General features: G+C 69.5%; 18 protein-coding genes. 13 read left to right on the top strand and 5 right to left on the bottom strand.

The window, feature by feature from the left end:
* The first annotated feature begins 196 nt into the window (after nucleotides 1-196).
* Nucleotides 197-400 (top strand): hypothetical protein, encoded by a 204-nt coding sequence (locus ACFWPA_RS19005; protein ID WP_378571494.1) that lies wholly within the window; start codon nucleotides 197-199, stop codon nucleotides 398-400.
* A gap of 126 nt (nucleotides 401-526) precedes the next feature.
* A complete protein-coding gene (locus tag ACFWPA_RS19000) occupies nucleotides 527-2,197 on the top strand; it encodes a 4Fe-4S binding protein (protein WP_378508168.1) in 1,671 nt (556 codons plus the stop codon).
* 89 nt (nucleotides 2,198-2,286) lie between these two features.
* On the opposite strand, the gene ACFWPA_RS18995 is transcribed toward ACFWPA_RS19000, so the two are convergent.
* Nucleotides 2,287-2,781 (bottom strand): SixA phosphatase family protein, encoded by a 495-nt coding sequence (locus tag ACFWPA_RS18995; protein WP_378508167.1) that lies wholly within the window; start codon nucleotides 2,779-2,781, stop codon nucleotides 2,287-2,289.
* Nucleotides 2,782-3,069: 288 nt separating this feature from the next.
* Here ACFWPA_RS18995 and ACFWPA_RS18990 point away from each other — a divergent pair, with 288 nt between their 5' ends.
* A complete protein-coding gene (locus tag ACFWPA_RS18990; protein WP_378508166.1) occupies nucleotides 3,070-4,599 on the top strand; it encodes a DHA2 family efflux MFS transporter permease subunit in 1,530 nt (509 codons plus the stop codon).
* Between the two features lie 66 nt (nucleotides 4,600-4,665).
* On the opposite strand, the gene ACFWPA_RS18985 is transcribed toward ACFWPA_RS18990, so the two are convergent.
* A complete protein-coding gene (locus ACFWPA_RS18985; RefSeq protein WP_378508165.1) occupies nucleotides 4,666-5,106 on the bottom strand; it encodes a PaaI family thioesterase in 441 nt (146 codons plus the stop codon).
* Nucleotides 5,107-5,228: 122 nt separating this feature from the next.
* On the opposite strand from ACFWPA_RS18985, the gene ACFWPA_RS18980 reads away from it, so the two are divergent.
* A complete protein-coding gene (locus ACFWPA_RS18980) occupies nucleotides 5,229-5,612 on the top strand; it encodes a hypothetical protein (RefSeq protein ID WP_378508164.1) in 384 nt (127 codons plus the stop codon).
* 154 nt (nucleotides 5,613-5,766) lie between these two features.
* Entirely contained in the window at nucleotides 5,767-7,008 is a 1,242-nt protein-coding gene (locus ACFWPA_RS18975) for an acyl-CoA dehydrogenase family protein (protein WP_378571492.1), read from the top strand.
* 46 nt (nucleotides 7,009-7,054) lie between these two features.
* Here the strand turns inward: ACFWPA_RS18975 and ACFWPA_RS18970 are convergent, their stop codons facing one another.
* Complete coding sequence (locus tag ACFWPA_RS18970; protein ID WP_378571490.1) at nucleotides 7,055-7,516, bottom strand: SRPBCC family protein; 462 nt, start codon at nucleotides 7,514-7,516, stop codon at nucleotides 7,055-7,057.
* A 105-nt stretch (nucleotides 7,517-7,621) separates the two neighbouring features.
* On the opposite strand from ACFWPA_RS18970, the gene ACFWPA_RS18965 reads away from it, so the two are divergent.
* Nucleotides 7,622-8,095: a DUF309 domain-containing protein gene (locus tag ACFWPA_RS18965; RefSeq protein ID WP_378571488.1), complete on the top strand. Its 474-nt coding sequence runs from the start codon at nucleotides 7,622-7,624 to the stop codon at nucleotides 8,093-8,095.
* Nucleotides 8,096-8,196: 101 nt separating this feature from the next.
* On the opposite strand, the gene ACFWPA_RS18960 is transcribed toward ACFWPA_RS18965, so the two are convergent.
* Both ACFWPA_RS18960 and ACFWPA_RS18955 read right to left on the bottom strand, forming a co-directional pair.
* Nucleotides 8,197-8,337, bottom strand: a complete 141-nt coding sequence (locus ACFWPA_RS18960; RefSeq protein ID WP_378571486.1) for a hypothetical protein — start codon at nucleotides 8,335-8,337, stop codon at nucleotides 8,197-8,199.
* A 178-nt stretch (nucleotides 8,338-8,515) separates the two neighbouring features.
* Complete coding sequence (locus ACFWPA_RS18955; RefSeq protein ID WP_378508159.1) at nucleotides 8,516-8,668, bottom strand: hypothetical protein; 153 nt, start codon at nucleotides 8,666-8,668, stop codon at nucleotides 8,516-8,518.
* A gap of 234 nt (nucleotides 8,669-8,902) precedes the next feature.
* Between ACFWPA_RS18955 and ACFWPA_RS18950 the strand changes: the two genes are divergently transcribed.
* The 7 genes from ACFWPA_RS18950 (at nucleotide 8,903) to ACFWPA_RS18920 (ending at nucleotide 18,201) form a co-directional block, all read left to right on the top strand.
* Nucleotides 8,903-9,694: a TIGR03084 family metal-binding protein gene (locus tag ACFWPA_RS18950; RefSeq protein ID WP_378571484.1), complete on the top strand. Its 792-nt coding sequence runs from the start codon at nucleotides 8,903-8,905 to the stop codon at nucleotides 9,692-9,694.
* A gap of 65 nt (nucleotides 9,695-9,759) precedes the next feature.
* On the top strand, nucleotides 9,760-11,415 hold the full coding sequence (locus tag ACFWPA_RS18945) for an acyclic terpene utilization AtuA family protein (RefSeq protein WP_378571496.1): 1,656 nt from the start codon (nucleotides 9,760-9,762) through the stop codon (nucleotides 11,413-11,415).
* Nucleotides 11,412-12,563, top strand: a complete 1,152-nt coding sequence (locus tag ACFWPA_RS18940) for an acyl-CoA dehydrogenase family protein (protein ID WP_378508157.1) — start codon at nucleotides 11,412-11,414, stop codon at nucleotides 12,561-12,563. Before ACFWPA_RS18945 ends, ACFWPA_RS18940 begins: the two co-directional genes overlap by 4 nt.
* Nucleotides 12,564-12,580: 17 nt before the next feature.
* Complete coding sequence (locus ACFWPA_RS18935) at nucleotides 12,581-14,179, top strand: acyl-CoA carboxylase subunit beta (RefSeq protein WP_378508156.1); 1,599 nt, start codon at nucleotides 12,581-12,583, stop codon at nucleotides 14,177-14,179.
* Nucleotides 14,180-14,186: 7 nt separating this feature from the next.
* A complete protein-coding gene (locus tag ACFWPA_RS18930) occupies nucleotides 14,187-16,199 on the top strand; it encodes a biotin carboxylase N-terminal domain-containing protein (protein ID WP_378508155.1) in 2,013 nt (670 codons plus the stop codon).
* A 5-nt stretch (nucleotides 16,200-16,204) separates the two neighbouring features.
* A complete protein-coding gene (locus ACFWPA_RS18925) occupies nucleotides 16,205-17,395 on the top strand; it encodes an acyl-CoA dehydrogenase family protein (protein ID WP_378508154.1) in 1,191 nt (396 codons plus the stop codon).
* A gap of 2 nt (nucleotides 17,396-17,397) precedes the next feature.
* Nucleotides 17,398-18,201: an enoyl-CoA hydratase family protein gene (locus tag ACFWPA_RS18920; protein WP_378508153.1), complete on the top strand. Its 804-nt coding sequence runs from the start codon at nucleotides 17,398-17,400 to the stop codon at nucleotides 18,199-18,201.
* Nucleotides 18,202-18,234: the final 33 nt, after the last annotated feature.

Here is an 18,234-nt window from a genome sequence, read left to right as displayed (position 1 = left end):
CTCCCGCTTGGCGCCCCGCGCCGGTGCGTTATTTCCACCCCCAGGGGGGTTAAAATCACGCACGGTGCCGATGTCGGGGACGGCCCCGCACTCTTCGTGAGTGCGGGGCCGTTCCGCGTCTATCGTGGGGGGGAACCGGACATTCCGCTCCGGCCTGCACCGCGAGGACTTCTCGCCGACCCGAGGGAGCGACGACATGGCAGGCAAGGGAATCGACAAGGTGAAGACGCAGGCGGCGTTGGACACGGTGCGGGAGAGCCCGGGCATCGCCGCGATCGTCGCGGCACCGGTGGTGATCGGGTTCGGCGTGCTCTGGTGGGCGATCGGCTTCTGGCCGGCGCTGCTGTCGGTCGCGGTGGTCGTCGCCGTCGTCGTCGGCTTGCGGAAGCTGCGGGGCTGACCGCTGGTTCCGGGTCGGCGGGTCCGATCCGGGACCATTGTCACTTCCATCACAACCTCTGTGACATACCTCGCATCGAACGAGTACTCTCTGCGAGAACATGTTCTATTTTGGAGGAGATCGACAGTGGCGTTCGTGATCACTCAGCCTTGTTGCAACGACGCGAGTTGCACCGAGGTGTGCCCGGTGGACTGCATCCATCCGACGCCGGACGAGCGGGCGTTCAAGAGCACCGAGATGCTGTACATCGATCCCGAGAGCTGCATCGATTGCGGCCTCTGCGTTGACGCCTGCCCGGTCAACGCGATCTTCCGTGACGACGACCTGCCCGCGTCGATGGAACGATACGCCTCCATCAACGCCGACTACTTCGCCGCGGGCGATCTCGAGGACGCCGCACCAGGCCCGTCGCTGAAGTTCCCGAAGAACGTCGACGAGCCGTTCCGCGTCGCAATTGTCGGCGCGGGGCCGTCCGGGTTCTACGCGGCCCGCGAACTGCTCGCGTTCAAACGGTCCGGCATCGAGGTCGACATGTTCGACCGGCTGCCGACACCGTGGGGACTGGTGCGCGCGGGCGTCGCCCCCGACCACCCCGAGACGAAGGCCGTCACCGACCTGTTCGCCGAGGTCTCCCGCAGGCCCGGCTTCCGCATGCACCTCAACGTCGAGGTCGGCACCCACATCAGCCACGCCGAACTCCTCGAACATCACCACGCGGTGATCTACACGGTCGGCGCGCCGAGCGACCGGCACCTCGGCATCGCGGGCGAGGAACTGCCCGGCAGCCTCGCGGCCACCGAGTTCGTCGCCTGGTACAACGGCCACCCCGACTACGCCGCCCGCGACTTCGACCTGACCGGGAAGCGGGCGGTCATCGTCGGCAACGGCAACGTCGCGCTCGACGTGGCGCGGCTGCTGGTCCTCGACCCCGACACCCTCGCCAAGACCGACATGGCGCAGCACGCGGTCGACGCGTTGCGGGACAGCGCGATCGAGGAGGTCGTGCTGCTCGGCAGGCGCGGACCGGCTCAGGCCGCGTTCACCAACCCGGAACTCCTCGCCCTCGGGCACCTGCCGGGTGTGGATGTCGTCGTCGACCCGGCCGAGCTCGAGCTCGACGAGGTCAGCGCCGCCGAGGTCGCGGCCAACCCGGCGAAGAAGCTCAAGCTCGACATCCTCCGCGAGTACGCGGCCCGGCCCCTCTCCGGTCACCCGAAGCGGATCGTCCTGCGGTTCCTGGTGTCCCCGGTCGAGGTGCAGGGCACCGACCACGTCACCGGGCTCGTCGTTGCCCGCAACGAGATGGTCGCCGACGAGTCCGGCGCCATGCGTGCCCGCAGCACCGACGACACCGAGGTCCTCGAGACCGGCCTGGTGCTGCGCTCGGTCGGCTATCGCGGCGTCCCGGTCCCGGACCTGCCGTTCGACGAGTCGAGGGGCACCATCTCGAACGTCGGCGGCCGGGTCACCGAGGTCGGCACCGACGTCCCGGTGCCCGGCACCTACACCGCGGGCTGGATCAAGCGCGGGCCGTCGGGTGTCATCGGCACCAACCGGCAGTGCGCACACGACACCATCGCACTCATCCTCGAGGACCTCACCGCCGAGCGCCTCGACACCCCGAAGGCGGATCGGGACGCCCTGGTGGCGTTGCTCGCGGACCGGCAGCCCGACGAGGTCGACTGGGCGGGCTGGAAGCTGATCGACGCCCGCGAACGCGAACTCGGCAAGGCGGCGGGCCGTCCCCGCATCAAGCTGCTCGACGTCGCGGAGATGGTGTCGATCGCGAAGGGCTGAGCCCTACCGCGAGTGCGGAGCCGTCCGGGAGCCGGGCCTGTGGAGCACAGGCCCGGCTCCCGCCGTTCGACGGTCGGTCGCGGGATCGGTCAGCGCGGCACGTGGAACGAGGTCAGGGTCGCGCCTGCGACGTGGATCCCCGCCCAGGCGTCCGTGACGGCCAGTGTTGCCAGCGCCGACGTCGGGAACTTGTCGGCGATCCGGTCCGCGTACCGCGACCGGGGGTCGAGGGCCGTCGCGGCACCGGGAATGCCGGGATCGTGCCCGACGACCAGCAGGGTGCGCACACCGGCGGCGGTGCCCGCGATCTCGTGCAGAACCTGCGCGGGTGTCGCGCCGTACAACAGGTCGCTGTAGCGGGTGGGGGCGTCGACCCCGGCCGCGGCGAGGGTCAGGCGGGTGCGCGTCGCGGTCGAGCACAGCACCGCGTCGACGGGCGGCTGGGTGCGCCGGATCCAGTCGCCTGCCAGCGCGGCCTCCCGGCGTCCCCGCGACGCGAGCGGCCGATCGTGATCGGTCACCCCGTCGGGGTACGCCGACTTTCCGTGTCTCAGGAGGATCAGGGTTCGGGCGGCCGCTGCCATGTCCAGCAGCGTATTCGCGGCAGGCAACGAGCGGGTGTACGGGGAAACTCGGTTGCCCGACGCGGGCGCGTCGTGATCGGATCGGCGGGTCAGGGGCATCGGCCAACGGGTGATGCCCCTCACAAGTATTCGCCATTGACGGACGGTGTACGTCATCGTTGACATTCGTAGCGCGGTCGATGGCCGCGCCGTTGCTCGTGATCGTCAGCGCGAAACGCTTCGTGCCGATTGACCGCACGCGAGGGCCGCCGTCCCGCGTGTCCACCAGATGACCCGTCAGGAGACCCCATGACGACGCCGACACCGGGAGCCCCCGCGGCCTCGGACAAGATCGACGGCGCAGTTCTCAAGATCGCCAGCGTGGTGGTGCTCGGCGCCATCATGTCCATTCTCGACGTCACGGTCGTGTCCGTCGCCCTGCCGACGTTCATGCAGGAGTTCAACGCGACGTACGCCACGGTCGCCTGGACGATGACCGCGTACACGCTGGCCCTCGCCGCCGTCATCCCGGCCACCGGCTGGGCGGCGGACCGGTTCGGGACCAAGCGGCTGTACATGACCGCGCTGGTGTTGTTCGTCGCAGGATCGGTGCTGTGTTCGGTCGCCTGGAGCGTCGAGTCGCTGATCGCGTTCCGCGTGATCCAGGGACTCGGCGGCGGCATGCTGATGCCGCTCGGCATGACGATCATGACGAAGGCGGCAGGCCCGCACCGGGTCGGCCGGGTCATGGCGGTGCTCGGCATCCCGATGCTGCTCGGGCCGATCGGCGGCCCGATCCTCGGCGGCTGGCTGATCGAGGCGGCGAGCTGGCACTGGATCTTCCTGATCAACCTGCCGATCGGCATCGTCGCCCTGATCGCCGCGTTCATGCTGCTGCCGTCCGACAAGCCGCAACCGTCCGAGTCGTTCGACTTCCTCGGCATGCTGCTGCTCTCGCCCGGCCTCGCGCTGTTCCTGTTCGGCGTGTCCTCGATCGCCGAGGGCGGCGGCGGTCTGACGACCCGCGTCGTGGTGTCCTGCGCGATCGGTCTGGTGCTGGTGGTCGCCTTCGTGTTCCACGCGCTGCGCCGCGCCGACCACCCGCTGATCGACCTGCGGCTGTTCAAGAACCGCAACCTCACGATCGCGGTGCTCACGTCCAGCCTGTTCGCGGTCGCCTTCATGGGCGCGGGCCTGCTGTTCCCGAGCTACTTCCTGCAGGTGCGCGGCGAGACGACCCTCGCCGCCGGACTGCTGCTCGCCCCGCAGGGCATCGGCGCGATGGTCACAATGCCGATCGCGGGCAATCTGGTGGACCGGATCGGCCCCGGCAAGATCGTGATGTTCGGTATCGCGCTGATGTCGGTCGGCATGGGCGTGTTCACCCAGCTCGGCGCGGACACCCCGTACCCGCTGCTGCTCGGTGCGCTGTTCGTGATGGGCCTCGGCATGGGCTGCACGATGATGCCGATCATGACCGCGGCGATGCAGACGCTGACCGATCACACCATCGCGCGGGGCTCGACGTTGATGAACATCGTCCAGCAGGTCGCCGGATCCGTCGGTACCGCGACCATGTCGGTGGTGCTGACGAACCAGATGAAGGACCGTCCGGAGGCGGCGGCCGTCGCCGCGGCCCAGCACGACCCGTCGGTCGCGGCGCAGCTGCCGCCCGGTGCGATCGAGCAGGGGCTGTCCGCGGCCGCCGACGCGTTCGGCAACACCTTCATGGTTGCGCTGGTGCTGCTGCTGCTGACGCTGATTCCGGCGTTCTTCCTGCCGCGCCGCAAGCCGGCCGCGCCCGCATCGGGCGAGGCGGCCCCGGTGGTGATGCACTGACGCACCGGACCTGACGGTGTGATCCGGTGGGCCCGCCTTCCCATGAGGGAGGCGGGCCCACCGGCGTCAGGAGGGGGCCCGGTCGAGGTCGATGCGGGTCGCCGACCCCTGCGCCGCGGCGCACAGCGTGGTGCCGTCCGGTCCGTCGACGTACACCTCGCAGCGGCACAGTGCCTGCCGTCGGGTGGCGCTGACCGTGCTGGCCGTGGCCCGCAGCAGGGTGCCGACGGCGGGCCGCAGGTAGCTGATCGTGAAGCCAGCGGTGACGATGCTCGGCCCGAGGACCGTGCCCGCCGCGAAGGTGAGGGCGTTGTCCGCGGCGTAGGACAGCACGCCGCCGTGGACGAACCCGTGTTGCTGCAGCAGGTCGGGTCGGATCGGAATCTCGAGGGTGGCGGCGCCGTCGGTGTAGTCGGTGAGGCGGGCGCCGACGAGCGCGCTGAACGGTTGCGCGGCGAGGACCGCGGCAGCATCGGCGAAGCCGGGGGAGTCGTTGTCGCTGCTCACGAGTTCCGATGATGCCACCAACGGGGTGTCGCGGGGCGGTTCCGCGGCATTGTCGGTGCCCGGCGCTAACGTCGAACCAGACGGAACCGATGTGGGAAGCAGCACACGGAAGAAGGCGCATCATGGCGACCGCACCCCAGCCGTCCGAAAAGTTCACCCGGGCCGATGACCCCTCCCCGCCCGCCGCGGCGCTGCCGCCGGGACGCGAATGGGACTTCTTTGCGGTGGTCGGCACCTCCGTGCAGGGCGGGCACACCCTGGCCCGGCTCGGTCCGTCGGGTACCGCGCTCGACGCGCTGCGGGTGGCGGTGCAGTCGGTCAACCACACCGCGTACTCCATGCTCGAGCAGGGGGTTCCCGGCGACCCCTGCGCCGAGTCGCGACTGCTGGAACGCTTGCCGATCACGGAATTCAGCGTGCAACGGTGCCGCCGCGGCAGCGCCGACCCCGACCCGACGTGGTCGCTGTCGGGCGGGCGGCATCAGCGGCTGCGGCGCGCGGCCTGACCTCAACGGCGGCGCCCGTGCGGCTCATGCCACCAGTATCGGACGAAGGGCAGCTCGAGTCCGGCCGATCCGGCCGCACTCCGGACACCGAATCAGAACGTGTTCTATATTTGCGTGACTGCCTGATTGCCCGAAAACGCTTGGAGTTCACGACATGTACGAGTGGTCCGATACCGACCTGATGTTCCGCGACGCACTGCGTGGCTTCATCGATAAGGAGATCAAGCCGCACGTCGACCGGCTGGAGAGCGGCGAACTGCCGCCGTTCGACATCATCCGGAAGATGTACGCCACCTTCGGGATGGACGAGATGGCCACCGAGGCCCTCGAGAAGGCGTTCGCGAAGGAAGAGGCGCGCGAACGCGGCGAGGCAGCACCCGAGTCCGGCGAGAAGGGCGGCGGCTTCAGCGGCGCGGGCAGCATGGGCGTCATTCTCAACAGCGAACTCGCTGGCGTGAGCCTCGGCCTGGTCGCGTCGATGGGCGTCAGTCTCGGCCTGACCGTCGGGACGCTGCGCAGCCGCGGCACCCTCGCGCAGAAGAAGCGCTGGCTGCCGGAGCTGGTCACGATGGAGAAGGTCGGCGCATGGGCGATCACCGAGCCCGACTCCGGGTCGGACGCGTTCGGTGGGATGAAGTCCTACGTCCGCCGCGACGGCGAGGACTACATCCTCAACGGCCAGAAGACCTTCATCACCAACGGCCCGTACGCCGACGTCACCATCGTCTACGCCAAGCTCGACGAGGGCGACGCCTCCGTCGACCGTCGCGATCGCAAGGTCCTCGGTTTCGTCCTCGACAAGGGCATGGAGGGCTTCACCCAGAGCGCGCCGTTCAAGAAGATGGGCATGAACTCCTCGCCCACCGGTGAACTGTTCTTCGACAACGTCCGGATCAGCAAGGACCGCCTGCTCGGCGAGACCGAGAACCCCGCCAAGGGCGACGGCAAGGAGAGCGCGAAGGAGTCGTTCGCGGCCGAACGGATCGGCATCGCCTCGCTCGCGCTCGGCATCATCAATGAGTGCCAGCGGCTGTCCATCGACTACGCGAAGAACCGGAAGCTGTGGGGCAAGGAGATCGCCCAGTTCCAGCTCATCCAGCTCAAGCTGGCCGAGATGGAGGTCGCCCGCCTCAACGTGCAGAACATGGTGTTCAACGCGATCGAGCGCACCGCGTCCGGGAACCCCGTCACGCTCGCCGAGGCCTCCGCGATGAAGCTGTACTCCTCGCGCGCGGCGACCGAGGTGGCGATGGAGGCGGTGCAGCTGTTCGGCGGCAACGGCTACATGGCCGAGTACAAGGTCGAGCAGCTCGCCAGGGACGCGAAGTCGCTGATGATCTACGCGGGCTCCAACGAGATCCAGGTGACGCACATCGCCAAGGGCCTGCTGGCCTGACGGATGCGCCCCGCCCGCCCGTCACCACCGGGCGGGGCGGGTGGGGTCAGCTGCCCCGCGGGTCCTCCGCCAGCGCCTCGGTCCGTGCCCGCAGGGTGGCCTCGGTGTGCGCGATCGCCGTCCCGACGATCGGTTCGACGATCTTGGCGAGCGCCTTGCCGAGCAGGCCGCCGGGAAGGGTGTAATCGAAGTCGACGGACAGCTCGGTGTTGCCATCCGGGGTGGGGGAGAATCGCCAGGTCGACCCGTTGCTGATGCCGTCGACGGATTCCAGGCGGATCAGCCGGTCCTGCTCCCATTCGGTGATCCGGACCCGGGAATTGAGTGCCTTCGGGCCGAGCTGCATGGTCGCCTCGAAGGTGGCGCCAAGGCCGTGGGTCTGCGACCCGACCGGTTCGAAGCGCGTCACCCCGAACATCCAGTCGGGGACGTTGCGGTAGTCGTCGACGTAGGCGAACCCGGCGCCGACGTTCACCTTCGCGACCGCGGTGCGGTGGATGTGAGCCATGCTTCTCCTTGCGTGCTGTCCACGACTAACCCTGTTACCCAGGGTAACGGGTAAGGGGTCGAGTTGGACAGTCGTTCGACAGAGTGCTGGCTCTAGTCTTGGGGTGTGGACCGACGAGAGCGTGACTCGGCTGGCCGTCCCCGCAACGCCCGACCTCGGGACGGGTTGGGTCGACCGCTGGCGCGGGGCATGGCCGGGGTGCCCCGCGCTCCCGAGGGGCTGGTCCGGACGCCGGCCGACACCGTCGACGAGGCGCAGCGCCTGTTCGATGCCGGGCTGCCGTTTCATGCCCACGAGGTGCTCGAGGATGCGTGGAAGTCGGCGCCGGAGGCCGAGCGTCCGCTGTGGCAGGGGCTCGCGCAACTCGCGGTCGGGTTCACCCACCTGCGCCGCGGCAACCGGGTTGGCGCGGGGTCCCTGCTGGTCAGGGGGCGAGACCGGATTCGGCCCTATGCCGCCGACCCGCCCCATGATCTCGACATCGCGGGCCTGCTCGCCTGGGTGGAAGGGGTCCGCGGCGCCCTTGAGGACGCGCTGATGTCCGATGCCGACCTGTCCGGCCCGCGATTGCGTCGCTGACCAGCGCGTCAATCACGAAATGGTGACGACCGTGATCGTCAACGAAAACGACGCGGGGCCACCGGCGTGTGCCGGTGGTCCCGCGTCGTGGGGGTGCGTGCCTACTCGGCCGAGAGGCTGCTCAGCGAGCCGGTGCTGCTGCTGCCGCTGCCACCGCCGTTGCTGGAGCCCGAGGAGATGCTGTCGAGAGCGTCGAACACCGTGGCCAGACCGCCGAACAGATCCGCGAAATCAGAGGACATGACTTTAACTCCTGGTTTGCTGGTACCTACATTTGTGGACGCCTGGACAAGCGTTCGGGCTATTTGTACACGATGTGACCAGGCTGTGACCAGACCTTCGTTTGGAGATAACGGGCAGCGTCCGCTGTTTGATCGACGTTCGCCCCGGTGCACCCGGGGGTGGTGCGGGTTTCCGGGATTAGCCGAGGCCGATCGACCCGAGTCCCACCGAGGATCCGCCGGCGCCGAGGCCGAATTCGATCGAACCGACCCCGATGCCGAAGACCGGCTGCGGCGGGGGCAGCAGCGAGAGCAGGAGGCCGAGCGGGTCCGAGGGCATTTCGATGGACATGTGACTCCTTGGTGTGGGGGAAGTGGGCCCTGACGCGCGTCAGTTGTACAGCAACCCGGGTCGATCCGGGGTGGAATCGCGGAGCGATCGTAGAGTTGAACGTTATTGCGGCACAGTGATATTCGATGTCCGAATCGCGCAGAGTTGTAGCTGTGGCAGGAAATAACAATCAGGCATGCTTGATTTTTTCTCGCCCCACGGTGATCCTGAACACATCACCGTGGAGGGAGAGGTATGGCGGAACTGGACGCCGTGGTCGCCGACCTGCTCGCCGAGGGGAGCGAGCTGGACGCGATGGTCGACGCACTGGGGGAGGACGGCTGGGCCACCCCGACCCCCGCACCCGGGTGGACCGTCGCGCACCAGATCGGGCACCTCGCCTGGACCGACCGCGCCGCGCTGCTCGCCGTCTCCGACCCGGCCGCCTTCGCTGAGTCGCTGACCGCGGCATGGGCCGACCCGGCGGGCTTCGTCGATGCCGGGGCGGAGGCGCAGGCGCGGCGCAGGCCCGCCGACCTGCTCGCGGACTGGCGGACCGGACGCGCCGCGCTGGCGCGGGCGCTGACCGAGACGCCGCCCGGCACCAGGCTGCCGTGGTACGGGCCGCCGATGAGCGCAATGTCGATGGCCACCGCCCGACTGATGGAGACTTGGGCGCACGGGCAGGACGTCGCGGCCGCGCTCGGCGTCGAGACCGAACCGACGAGCCGCCTCCGGTCGATCGCGCATCTGGGGGTGCGCACCCGCGACTTCGCGTTCACGGTCCACGAACTGCCCCCGCCCGTCGAGGAGTTCCGGGTCGAGCTGACCGGCCCGGACGGTGCCCTCTGGGTGTGGGGTCCGGACCGCGCGACGCAGCGGGTGACCGGCCCCGCACACGACTTCTGCCTGCTGGTGACGCAGCGGGCGCATCCCGACGACCTCGCCCTCGCCGCGGTGGGACCCGACGCGCACACCTGGCTAGACATCGCCCAGGCGTTCGCTGGCCTGCCCGGTGTCGGGCGCGAACGAAAGGCGCAGCAGTGACCAGCACCATCCGGATCGGCAACTGCTCCGGCTTCTACGGTGACCGGATCTCCGCAGTGCGCGAGATGCTCACCGGTGGCGACCTGGACTACCTGACCGGGGACTATCTCGCCGAGCTGACCATGCTGATCCTCGGCCGAGACCGGCTGAAGGACCCGGGCCTCGGCTACGCCAAGACGTTCCTGCGGCAAATGGAGGACGGTCTCGGTCTTGCGATGGACCGCGGCGTCAAGATCGTCGTCAACGCGGGCGGCCTCAACCCGGCCGGGCTGACCGACCGGCTCCGCGAGCTTGCGGACCGGGTCGGTGTCCCCGCCCGATTCGCGCACGTGGAGGGCGACGACCTGACCGCCCGGGCGGGCGAACTCGGGCTGGGGCAGCCGTTGACCGCCAACGCCTACCTCGGCGCGTGGGGCATCGCCGAGTGCCTCGGCGCGGGCGCCGACGTCGTGGTGACCGGGCGGGTCACCGACGCCTCCGTTGTCGTCGGTCCCGCGGCCCACCACTTCGGCTGGAGCCGAACCGACTACGACCGCCTCGCCGGGGCGGTCGTCGCGGGGCACGTGATCGAGTGCGGCACCCAGGCCACCGGCGGCAACTTCGCGTTCTTCACCGAGATCGCCGACCTGGGCCGACCCGGCTTCCCGATCGCCGAGGTCCGCGCGGACGGCACCTCGGTCATCACCAAGCACGAGGGCACCGGTGGCGCCGTCACGGTGGACACCGTCACCGCGCAGCTGATGTACGAGATCCAGGATGCCCGGTATGCGGGACCCGACGTCACCGCCCGGATCGACAGCGTTGCCCTCACCCAGGTCGGGCCCGACCGGGTCGAGATCTCGGGTGTGCGGGGCGAGGCGCCGCCGCCGCTGCTCAAGGTCTCCCTCAACACGCTCGGCGGGTTCCGCAACGAGATGGCGTTCGTTCTCACCGGACTCGACATCGACGCCAAGGCCGACCTCGCCCGGACCCAACTGGAGGCCTGGCTACCGGAGCGTCCGGCCGAACTGACCTGGAACCTCGCCCGCCTGGACCGGGAGGACGCGGACACCGAGGAACGGGCGAGCGCGATCCTGCGCTGCGTGGTCCGGGATCCCGACCCGAACCGGGTCGGACGCGCCTTCTCCAACGTGGCCGTCGAACTCGCGTTGGCCAGCTACCCGGGGTGCACGTTCCTGTCGATGCCCGGCAACGGCGCGCCGTACGGGGTGTACACGCCCGGATACGTCGACGCGCACCAGGTTCCGCACGTCGCGGTGCTTCCCGACGGAGCCCGGTCCGAGATGGCCCCGCCCGACGACACCCTGGCCCTCGCGCCGCTGCCCGACCCGGACCTGCCGCCGCCGCTGCCCGTCGGCGCGACCCGGACCCGGCCGCTCGGCGCCGTCGCGGCCGCCCGCAGCGGGGACAAGGGCGGCAACGCGAACATCGGCGTCTGGGTGCGCACGGACGACCAGTGGCGATGGCTTGCGCACACGCTCACCGTCGACGAGATCCGACGCCTGCTGCCGGAGACCGCGAACCTGACGATCACCCGCACCCTGCTGCCCCGGTTGCGGGCGGTGAACTTCGTGGTCGAAGGCATTCTCGGCATGGGTGTCGCCTATCAGGCCCGCTTCGATCCGCAGGCGAAGGGACTCGCCGAATGGCTGCGCTCGCGGCACGTGCCGATACCCACCGCACTGCTTGACCCGAACGACGCGCAGGAGGCCGCCTCGTGACCGACGCCTGGAACACCCCCGAACGACGTGAACTACGCGAGACCGTACGACGATTCGTCGAGAAGGACGTCCTCCCGCAGCAGGACGCGTGGGAACGCGCCGGGGAGTTGCCCCGGGACCTGCACCGCAGGGCCGCCGAACTCGGCCTGCTCGGGGTCGCGTTCCCCGAGTCGGTCGGCGGTGGCGGCGGCGACCCCGTCGACGCGATCGTGATCTGCGAGGAGATGCACTACGCGGGATGCTCGGGTGGGCTGTTCGCGTCCCTGTTCACCTCCGGGATCGCGCTGCCGCACCTGGTCGCGGCGGGGGACCCCGGTCAGGTCGAGCGGTGGGTGCGGCCCACCCTGGCCGGTGCGGCGATCGGTTCGCTCGCGATTACCGAACCCGGCGGCGGCTCCGATGTCGGCCACCTGACCACCCGGGCGGTCCGCGACGGCGACGACTTCATCGTCAACGGCGCGAAGACGTTCATCACGTCCGGGTGCCGTGCCGACTTCGTCGTGACCGCGGTCCGCACCGGAGGCGACGGCGCAGCCGGGGTGTCGCTGTTGGTGATCGAGAGGGGCACACCGGGATTCACCGTTGCCCGCAAGCTGGAGAAGATGGGCTGGCTCGCCTCGGACACCGCGGAACTGTCCTTCGTCGACTGCCGCGTCCCCTCGGCCAACCTGGTCGGCGCGGAGAACACCGGTTTCGCGCAGATCGCCAAGGCCTTCGTCGCCGAACGGGTCGCCCTCGCAGCGCAGGCGTATTCCAGCGCTCAGCGCTGCCTCGATCTGAGCCTGGACTGGTGCCGGGACCGCGAGACCTTCGGGCGGCCGCTGATCAGCCGCCAGTCGGTGCAGAACACCCTGGCCGAGATGGCACGGAAGGTGGACGTCTCGCGCGTCTACACCCGCTCGATCGTGGATCGCTACACGGCGGGCGACGAGAACGTCCTCGCCGAGGTGTGTTTCGCGAAGAACACCGCGGTCGAGGCGGGGGAGTGGGTCGCGCATCAGGCGGTGCAACTGTTCGGTGGTCTCGGCTACATGCGGGAGAGCGAGGTCGAACGGCAGTACCGCGACATGCGAATCCTCGGAATCGGCGGCGGGACCACCGAGATCATGACGTCCCTTGCCGCAAAGCTGCTCGGATTCCAAGCCTGACACTGAGGGGACAACTGATGACACTGATCGGATCGACGCTCGACACCGCGGGCGAGGGTTTCGTCGCCGCAGCGGAGTCGATGCGGACCAAGCTCGACGAGGTGCAGCGCGAGTTCGACAAGGCGCTCGCCGGCGGCGGAGCCAAGGCCGTGGACCGCCATCACACGCGGGGAAAGCTGTTGGCGCGGGAGCGGATCGAGCTGCTGATCGACGAGGATTCGCCGTTTCTCGAACTGTGCACCCTCGCCGCGTGGGGCAGCGAGTTCCCGGTGGGGGCGAACGTGGTCACCGGCATCGGGGTGATCGAGGGTGTCGAGTGCATGATCGTCGCCAACGACCCCACCTCCCGCGGTGGCGCCAGCAACCCGTGGACGATCAAGAAGAGCTTCCGGATCAACGAGATCGTCGAGCAGAACCGGCTGCCGGTGATTTCCCTTGTCGAGTCCGGGGGTGCCGACCTGCCGACGCAGAAGGAGGTCTTCATTCCCGGCGGGCGGATGTTCCGGGACCTCACCCGTGCGTCGGCAGCGGGAATCCCCACCGTGTCACTGGTGTTCGGCAATTCCACCGCCGGGGGCGCCTACATCCCCGGCATGTCCGACCACGTCGTGATGATCAAGGAACGTTCCAAGGTGTTCCTCGGCGGGCCCCCGCTGGTGAAGATGGCGACCGGCGAGGAGTCCGACGACGAGTCGCTCGGCGGTGCGGAGATGCACGCCCGCACCTCCGGACTCGCCGACCACTACGCACAGGACGAGTACGACGCGATCCGGATCGGCCGCAGCATCGTCCGGCGGCTCAACTGGCGCAAGCAGGGGCCTGCCCCCCGCCGCGAGGTCATCGAACCGCTCCTCGACGCCGAGGACCTGCTCGGCATCGTGCCCACCGACCTGAAGGTGCCGTTCGATCCGCGTGAGGTGATCGCCCGGATCGTCGACGGCTCGGACTTCGACGAGTTCAAGCCGCTGTACGGAAGTTCGCTGGTCACCGGATGGGCCGAACTGCACGGCTATCCGATCGGGATCCTCGCCAACGCGCGCGGGGTGCTGTTCTCGGAGGAGGCCAAGAAGGCCACCCAGTTCATTCAGCTCGCGAACCGGGCGAACACGCCGCTGCTGTTCCTGCACAACACCACCGGGTACATGGTCGGCAAGGAGTACGAGCAGGGCGGCATCATCAAGCACGGCGCGATGATGATCAACGCGGTGTCGAACTCGACCGTCCCGCACATCTCGGTCCTGATGGGCGCCTCCTACGGCGCAGGCCACTACGGCATGTGCGGCCGCGCCTACGATCCGCGCTTTCTGTTCGCCTGGCCGAGCGCGAAGTCCGCGGTGATGGGACCCGCGCAGCTCGCGGGGGTGGTGTCCATGGTGATGCGCGGAAGCGCGGAGGCCAAGGGCGTCCCGTTCGACGAGGACGCGGACAAGGGTATGCGGGCGATGATCGAGGCCCAGATCGAGGCGGAGTCGCTTCCGCTGTTCCTGTCCGGCCGCGTCTACGACGACGGCATCATCGACCCACGCGACACGCGCACCGTGCTGGGAATGTGTCTGTCGGCGATTGCCACCGCCCCGATCGAAGGCACCGCGAACTTCGGTGTCTTCAGAATGTGAGCCACCCGTGACCGTCACCTCCAACGCGATCACCGCCGTCCTCGTGGCGAACCGCGGCGAGATCGCCCGTCGGGTCTTTGCGAGTGCGCGGGCGGCCGGAATCGCCACCGTCGCCGTGTATTCCGACGCCGATGCCGACGCTCCGCACGTCCGGGAGGCGGACGTCGCCGTGCGCCTGCCCGGGAACACTCCCGCCGAGACCTACCTGCGGGCGGAGGCGCTCGTCGCCGCCGCCCTCGCCGCGGGCGCCGACGCGGTGCATCCCGGATACGGATTCCTCTCCGAGAACGCGGAATTCGCCAAGGCCGTCCAGGATGCCGGGCTGACGTGGATCGGACCGCCGGTCAAGGCGATCGAGCTGATGGGCTCGAAGGTGGAGTCGAAGAAGATGATGTCCGCCGCCGGTGTCCCGGTGCTGGCCGAACTCGATCCGGCGCAGGTCACCGACGCCGATCTGCCGGTGTTGGTCAAGGCGTCCGCTGGCGGCGGCGGACGCGGCATGCGGGTGGTGCGGACGCTCGCCGACCTGCCCGGACAGATCGAGGGCGCCCGGGCGGAGGCACGATCCGCGTTCGGCGATCCGACGGTGTTTTGCGAGCGGTATCTCGAGACCGGGCGGCACATCGAGGTGCAGGTGATGGCCGACGGCCACGGCACCGTCTGGGCCGTCGGCGAACGCGAGTGCTCGATCCAGCGTCGCCACCAGAAGGTCGTGGAGGAGGCGCCGTCCCCACTTGTCGAGCGCCTGGAATCGGCAGGAAAGGGCATGCGTGACAGCCTGTTTCAGGCCGCGGTCGACGCCGCATCCGCGATCGGCTATGAGGGCGCAGGCACGGTGGAGTTCCTCGCGGACGAGGCGGGCGGCTTCTACTTCCTCGAGATGAACACCCGGCTGCAGGTCGAGCACCCGGTCACCGAGCTGACCACCGGGCTCGACCTGGTGGACCTGCAGTTCCAGGTGGCGTCCGGGACCGCCCTGGACGAGCGGCCCCCCGCCCCGCACGGGCATGCCATCGAGGTCCGGCTGTATGCCGAGGACCCGGCCCGCGACTGGCAGCCGCAGTCCGGGACGATCCACGCCATTGAGATCCCAGGCGTGGACACCGAATTCGGGGTTCCGTCGGATCGGAGGGGGCTGCGGCTGGACTCCGGCGTCGTCGACGGCTCGGTGGTCGGGGTGCACTACGACCCGATGCTCGCCAAGGTCATCGCCTGGGCGCCGACCCGCAGGGATGCGGCGAGCCGGCTGGCGGCGGCGCTGGCCCGGGCGAGGATCCACGGCCTGGTCACCAACCGGGACCTGCTGGTGAACGTGCTGCGGCATCCGGCCTTCCTGGCCGGTGACACCGACACCGCGTTCTTCGACCGGCAGGGTCTGGGCATGCTCGCCGCTCCGCTCGCGACGCAGGCCGCGGAACGGATTTCGGCTCTTGCCGCGGCGCTGGCGCAGGCAGCCGCCAATCGCGCATCGGCACGGGTGATCGGTGCGTTGCCGAGCGGATGGCGCAACGTCCCCTCGCAACGACAGCGCAAGGTGTTCGAGAGTGCAACGTGCACACATGAAGTCGAGTACCGGATCGGGCGGGACGGCGCCCTGGACACCGACGGCGTCGGCGCCGTCGACCTGGTGTCGGCGACCCCGGATCGGGTGGTGCTTGTGGTTGACGGGCTCGGTCGCGCCTTCGACGTGGCGCGCTACGGGGACCTCGTGTGCGTCGATTCGACGCTGGGCGGGTCCGCGTTCCGGGCGGTGCCGCGGTTCGTCGACCCCGCGACCGCGGTTGCCGCCGGGTCGCTGCTCGCCCCGATGCCGGGCACGGTGATCCGGCTCGGCGCCGCGGCCGGGGACCGGGTCACCGCGGGCACCCCGATTTTGTGGCTGGAGGCCATGAAGATGGAGCACACCATCACCGCGCCGGCGGACGGTGTGCTCACCGAACTGAACGTCACCGTCGGCCAGCAGGTCGACGTGGGTGCCGTTCTCGCGATCGTCGACGACACCACCGGGACAGGGGAGTGACGCACATGGGTTTCATCGAGACCGACGAGCAGAGGGAATTGCGGACGGCGGTCGCCAGCCTCGGCGAGCGCTACAACTACGTGGACTACGTGCTGCCGCGGGCCCGCAGGGGTGAGCCGCTCACCGAATTGTGGAACGAGGCGGGCAAACTCGGCTTCCTCGGGGTGAACCTGCCGGAGGAGTACGGCGGCGGGGGTGCGGGCATCTACGAGCTCGCGCTCGTCCAGGAGGAACTGGCCGCGCAGGGCGCGGGCCTGCTGCTCGTCGTCGTGTCCCCGGCGATCTGCGGCACCATCATCGGCAAGTACGGCACCGAGCAGCAGAAGCGGACGTGGCTGACCGCGCTCGCCGACGGCAGCAAGATCATGGCGTTCGGGATCACCGAACCGGATGCGGGCTCGAACTCGCACCAGATCACCACCACCGCACGGCGGGATGGTGACGGGGCGAGCGGAGCGACGGGGGATCAGCGGGACTGGATCCTGTCCGGGAACAAGATCTTCATTTCCGGGGTGGATCAGGCGGACGCCGTCCTGATCGTCGCCCGGACCGAGGACCACAAGACCGGCAAGCTCAAGCCAGCGCTGTTCATTGTTCCCACCGACGCCGCCGGATTCGAGCGGACGCGGATGGACATGGACATCGTCGCACCCGACCACCAGTTCGCCCTGTTTCTCGACGAGGTGCGGCTCCCGGCGGACGCGCTGGTCGGATCCGAGGACGCGGCGCTGATGCAGCTGTTCGCTGGCCTCAACCCGGAACGGATCCTTGGTGCGTCGATGGCGATCGGGATGGGGCGCTACGCCCTGAACGCGGCAACGACGTACGCGAACGAGCGGTCGGTCTGGAAGACGCCGATCGGCGCGCACCAGGGCATCGCGCATCCGCTCGCGCAGTGCAAGATCGAACTCGAGCTCGCGAAGCTGATGATGCAGAAGGCAGCGGTGTTGTACGACAGCGGCGACGACTTCGGTGCCGCGGAGGCCGCGAACATGGCGAAGTACGCGGCGGCGGAGGCGAGCATCAAGTGCCTGGACCAGGCCGTCCAGACGCACGGCGGTGGTGGCCTGACGAAGGAGTACGGGCTGGCCGCCATGCTCGGTGCGGCGCGCATCGCGCGGGTCGCCCCGGTGAGCAGGGAGATGATCCTCAACTTCGTTTCCCAGCATTCCCTCGGGCTGCCGAGGTCGTACTGACGATGGGGACCGAACCGAGCTCCGGGCCGTACGTCCGCTACGAGGCGGCGGACGGCTTCGCGACCGTGACCCTGGACTCGCCGCACAACCGGAACGCGATCTCGTCGCGGTTGGTCGGGGAGCTCCGGGAGGCGCTGTCCCGTGCCGCCTCGGACGATTCGGTGCGGGCCGTCGTGCTGGCCCACACCGGGGGGACGTTCTGCGCGGGCGCGGACCTGTCGGAGGCGAGCGGCGCGGCGGAGGCGGCCGACCCGGCGGCGCTTGCCGCCAGGCGCACCACGCAGATGACCGACCTGCTGCGCGCGTTCCTTGAGCTGCCGAAACCGATCGTCGGCCGGATCGACGGCCACGTCCGGGCGGGCGGGATGGGGCTGGTCGGGGCCTGTGACCTGGTCGCGGCAGGCCCGTCTGCGACGTTCGCGCTCACCGAGGCCCGGCTCGGGCTTGCTGCGTCGATCATCTCGCTGACGGTGCTGCCGCGGATGTCGTCGCGTGCGGCGGGCCGCTACTTCCTGACGGGGGAGAAGTTCGGCTCGGCGGAGGCGGCGGCGATCGGGCTGATCACGGCTGCCGCCGAGGACGTCGACGTCGCGGTGGCGGGGTGGTTGGCGGAGTTGGCGCTGGCGTCGCCGCAGGGGCTGGCGGAGTCGAAGTGGTTGACGACGGCGGGGATGCTGGCGGGTTTCGATCGTGGTGCGGCCGGGCTGGCCGCGCAGTCCGCGCGGCTGTTCGGCACCCCGGAGGCGATCGAGGGGATGACGGCGTTTCTGCAACGTCGGCCGCCCGCGTGGGCGCCGACCCGATGAGCTGGGGAGGTGGTGACAGCATCGAGCCCGTGC

Origin of the sequence: Rhodococcus sp. NPDC058505 (genome assembly GCF_042720095.1) — a bacterium.
GTDB lineage: Bacteria > Actinomycetota > Actinomycetes > Mycobacteriales > Mycobacteriaceae > Rhodococcus_G.
The sequence above is the reverse complement of the archived record's forward strand: the minus strand, read 5'-3'. Positions and strand labels throughout refer to the sequence as shown.

Excerpts from the sequence above, each read along its gene's own strand:
- ACFWPA_RS18975 (WP_378571492.1), top strand. The coding sequence starts at position 5,767 with ATGTACGAGTGGTCCGATACCGACCTGATGTTCCGCGACGCACTGCGT.
- ACFWPA_RS18955 (WP_378508159.1), bottom strand. The coding sequence starts at position 8,668 with ATGTCCATCGAAATGCCCTCGGACCCGCTCGGCCTCCTGCTCTCGCTG.
- ACFWPA_RS18990 (WP_378508166.1), top strand. The coding sequence starts at position 3,070 with ATGACGACGCCGACACCGGGAGCCCCCGCGGCCTCGGACAAGATCGAC.
- ACFWPA_RS18960 (WP_378571486.1), bottom strand. The coding sequence starts at position 8,337 with ATGTCCTCTGATTTCGCGGATCTGTTCGGCGGTCTGGCCACGGTGTTC.
- ACFWPA_RS18925 (WP_378508154.1), top strand. The coding sequence starts at position 16,205 with ATGGGTTTCATCGAGACCGACGAGCAGAGGGAATTGCGGACGGCGGTC.
- ACFWPA_RS18995 (WP_378508167.1), bottom strand. The coding sequence starts at position 2,781 with ATGGCAGCGGCCGCCCGAACCCTGATCCTCCTGAGACACGGAAAGTCG.
- ACFWPA_RS18935 (WP_378508156.1), top strand. The coding sequence starts at position 12,581 with ATGACACTGATCGGATCGACGCTCGACACCGCGGGCGAGGGTTTCGTC.
- ACFWPA_RS18945 (WP_378571496.1), top strand. The coding sequence starts at position 9,760 with ATGCTCACCGGTGGCGACCTGGACTACCTGACCGGGGACTATCTCGCC.
- ACFWPA_RS18980 (WP_378508164.1), top strand. The coding sequence starts at position 5,229 with ATGGCGACCGCACCCCAGCCGTCCGAAAAGTTCACCCGGGCCGATGAC.
- ACFWPA_RS18950 (WP_378571484.1), top strand. The coding sequence starts at position 8,903 with ATGGCGGAACTGGACGCCGTGGTCGCCGACCTGCTCGCCGAGGGGAGC.
- ACFWPA_RS19005 (WP_378571494.1), top strand. The coding sequence starts at position 197 with ATGGCAGGCAAGGGAATCGACAAGGTGAAGACGCAGGCGGCGTTGGAC.
- ACFWPA_RS18970 (WP_378571490.1), bottom strand. The coding sequence starts at position 7,516 with ATGGCTCACATCCACCGCACCGCGGTCGCGAAGGTGAACGTCGGCGCC.
- ACFWPA_RS18920 (WP_378508153.1), top strand. The coding sequence starts at position 17,398 with ATGGGGACCGAACCGAGCTCCGGGCCGTACGTCCGCTACGAGGCGGCG.